At 75.8% G+C, this 3,130-nt stretch carries 2 protein-coding genes and 2 pseudogenes; 3 read left to right on the top strand and 1 reads right to left on the bottom strand.

Features of this window, described 5'->3' with window-relative positions:
- Window positions 1-370: pseudogene (locus ACRYR7_RS24960) on the top strand (aminoglycoside phosphotransferase family protein); the annotation flags it as partial.
- A gap of 278 nt (window positions 371-648) precedes the next feature.
- Here ACRYR7_RS24960 and ACRYR7_RS24955 read toward each other — a convergent pair.
- Complete coding sequence (locus ACRYR7_RS24955; protein ID WP_432575051.1) at window positions 649-1,464, bottom strand: aminoglycoside 6-adenylyltransferase; 816 nt, start codon at window positions 1,462-1,464, stop codon at window positions 649-651.
- 179 nt (window positions 1,465-1,643) lie between these two features.
- Between ACRYR7_RS24955 and ACRYR7_RS24950 the strand changes: the two genes are divergently transcribed.
- Both ACRYR7_RS24950 and ACRYR7_RS24945 read left to right on the top strand, forming a co-directional pair.
- On the top strand, window positions 1,644-2,615 hold the full coding sequence (locus tag ACRYR7_RS24950) for an aminoglycoside adenylyltransferase domain-containing protein (RefSeq protein WP_432575049.1): 972 nt from the start codon (window positions 1,644-1,646) through the stop codon (window positions 2,613-2,615).
- Between the two features lie 181 nt (window positions 2,616-2,796).
- Window positions 2,797-3,130: pseudogene (locus ACRYR7_RS24945) on the top strand (aminoglycoside phosphotransferase family protein); the annotation flags it as partial.

Raw genomic sequence — 3,130 nt, 5'->3', positions numbered from 1 at the left:
CGTCGACTGGGACCTGGCCGCACCCGCCGCACCGCTGCGCGACCTGGCGTTCCTGGCGCTGACGTGGGTCCCGCTGAGCGCCCACGACGTCGCCGCCGCCGACGGATTCCCCACCGGCACCGACCGCGCCCGCCGCCTGCGCCTGCTGCTGGAGGCCTACGGCTGGCCGGGCAGCACGCGAGAGGTGCTCCACGCCGTGCGTCAGCGCGCCGCGCAGCACGCCGCGGGGCTGCGGCAGGCGGCCGCCGACGGGTACGGCCCCGCGGTGGACCTGGTCGCCGAAGGGGTCGCCGACGACTTCGAGCGCGCCGTGCGCACCCTGGACGCCGAGACGCCCTGGCTGCTGCAGGCGGAGCGCGAGCCGCGGTAAGTCAGGGCAGCTCGCAGTGGGGCACAGCAGCTCGTAGCAGGGCCCACTCACCGACCTGCTCCCGCGCGGCCCTGAAGCCATTTACGCCCGGCCCGGTAACCGCGCCGGTGAGCTCCACCGCCGGGCCGGATCTCGCGCCACCTCCAGCAGTTCGCGGTCACGACAGCCTTCCGGCTCGATCGCGATCGGCCGTCGGCTCCAGGTGCTCGTCGACTCAACGCTCTTGGCGATGCACTCGCGTTCTGCGCGGTTGCCGGGTTGCCGTGCAGCGGGCTCGATCAGGCGGTGATCAGGTCCGGACGCGTGCTCAGGATGTCCTCGATCTCGGCGCGAAGGCGCTCGTGCGCGAACGGCGCCAGGCCCAGCCGCTCCGACAGGCGCACGGCCAGGCGCGCGAACAGCGCCACGCTCGCGCGCAGCGCCGCGGCGGTGTCCACGGCGTCGAAGCGCCCCCAGCACCGCTGCAGCTCCGCGCGCACGTCGGCGTCCATCCACCGCCCCATCCCGGTGCCCAGGTGGCGGGTGTCGAAGCCCGGGCCGTGGCGGGCGCGGTGGTCCCACTCGATGAGCAGCAGCAACTGCTCCTTGAGGTCCCGGTCGCGCACCTTGGCCATCCACAGCTCCTCGCGCACGGCGGCCTTGGCACACATCAACGCCGCCGCGTACCCCCAGTGCAGCGCCTGCTCGACGTCGTCGGCGGAGGGCAGCGCCGGCGTCGCAGCGGTGAGGGACAGCGCTGAGGCGCGCCCGTCCTTGTCGAGCAGCACCTGGAAGGGGCGATCGCGGCGCAGGGAGGTGATCTGCTCGATCGGGATGACGGCCAGGTCCAGCTTGCCGCCGGCGTAGTACACCAACCGGGAGGGGTACCAGCCCGGTGCGTGCAGGCGCTCCACGACCAGCACCTCCCCCAGGCCGTCCCACCAGGAGTCGTCGGCCAGCAGCGGGGCCGAGTCGAGCGCGTAGACCTCCAGGTCGCGGTCCGAGAGCGGGTGCGCCTGCCCGGCCGCCGCCGATCCGGTGAGCACCAGCGCGCGCACGCCGTCCTCGGCCGACGCCCACCGGGTCAGCGCCTCGAGCACGTCGTCGTAGTCCACGCCGCGACGCTGGCGCAGCCGGGCACCACGCCGCAAGGTCTTCCGGCGCCGTGCTCGCACGGTGCTCGCGCGGTGCTCGCGCGGTGCTCGCGCCGCCTCGCCACCCTCTCCCACGTCGCGCCGGCGCTGGTGCGCGTACGTCTTCCGGGCCTCTGCGCCAGCGCCTAGCGTGGGCGGGCGTGGAGCAGGCAGCGGAGCCCCAGGCCGAGGCCGAGCCCGAAGTCAAGCCCGAGGCCGGGCCCGAGCCCGAGGCCGCGTGCACCCCGTTGGAGGGTGCCCGCCGGGTGCTGCAGCACCTGGTGCAGCAGGCCCGGGCGGTGCTGGGCGCGGACCTCGTGGGCGCCTACCAGGTCGGCTCCTTCGCCCTGGGCGGTGCCGATGCCGCCAGCGACGTGGACTTCCTCATCGTCACCGAGCACGAGCCGGACCCCGGGCAGGAAGCGGGCCTGCGCCGCCTGCACGCGCACCTGCCCGACCAGCCGCACCTGCCCGCCCCGTGGGCCGGGCACCTGGAGGGCAGCTACGCCCCGCGCGGGCAGCTGCGCCACCCACCCGCACCCCCGCACGGGCGCGGGCCGGGACCGGCGTCGGGGCCGAGGCCAGGGCCGGGGCGGGAGCGGGAGCGCGGGTGGCTGTACGTGGACAACGGCCAGCGGCACCTGCAGCGCAGCCGGCACGACGACACCCTGGCCGTGCGCTGGGTCGCGCGCGAGCACGGCATCGTCCTCACCGGCCCGCACCCCACATCGCTGATCGACCCCGTCAGCGCCCAGCAGCTGCGCGCGGACGCGCTGCAGGTGCTGGCCGCCTGGGACCGCGACCTGGCCCAGCGCCCGGGGCAGTTCGGCACCGTGTGGGCCCAGCACCAGCACGTGCTGGGGCTGTGCCGGCTGCTGCACCGCAGCCGGCACGGGGTGGTGAGCACCAAGACCGCCGCCGGGCGCTGGGCCTTGAACGTCCTGCACGCCAGGTGGCACCCGTTGATCCGGGCCGCCATCGACGGGCGCGGGCAGGGCTGGGCCCGCCTGCACCAGTCCCTGGGCGCCGGAGCGGTCCAGGCCACGCACGCCTTCCACGAGCACGTCGTGGCCCGCGCGGGCTTGCGGCTCGACCCACCCGATCCGCTCGATCCGCTCGATGCGGCGAGCTGAGCAGCTGGGCGCTCGCTGGCGTGCGCCGCGCCGCGCTGCGGGCACGGGCACGGGCACGACCGGCCGGCTGGCCGGCTGGCCGGCTGGCATTGGCACGCCGATGAGCCCTGGTGGCCAGCCGTGCTCGACGCCGCGGGGAAACGGGGTGCACGGCTCCTGCCGCCGCACCAGGCTGGTTGGCGTGAGCGCCCACCCCGATCCCGAGCCTCGCGACGAGGTGCACGACGAGGTCGTCCTGACCGGTGGTGGGCGCAGCACCGTCACCCGCCGCGGCGGCGTGGTCCTGCGCCCCGCAGCGCCCTGGTCACCCTCCACCACCGCCCTGCTGCACCACCTGCACGCCGTCGGCTTCGAAGCCGCACCGCGCCCGGTGGGCACCGGCTTCGCACCCGACGGGCGCGAAGCGGTGCACTTCGTCCCCGGCGAGGTCGTCCACCCGCGCCCCTGGTCCGATCAGGCCGTGATCGCCGTCGGGCACCTGCTGCGCCGCCTGCACGAGGCGGTCGCCGACTTCA

This window comes from Kineococcus gurbantunggutensis (assembly GCF_050871925.1).
Lineage (GTDB): Bacteria > Actinomycetota > Actinomycetes > Actinomycetales > Kineococcaceae > Kineococcus.
The sequence above is the reverse complement of the archived record's forward strand: the minus strand, read 5'-3'. Positions and strand labels throughout refer to the sequence as shown.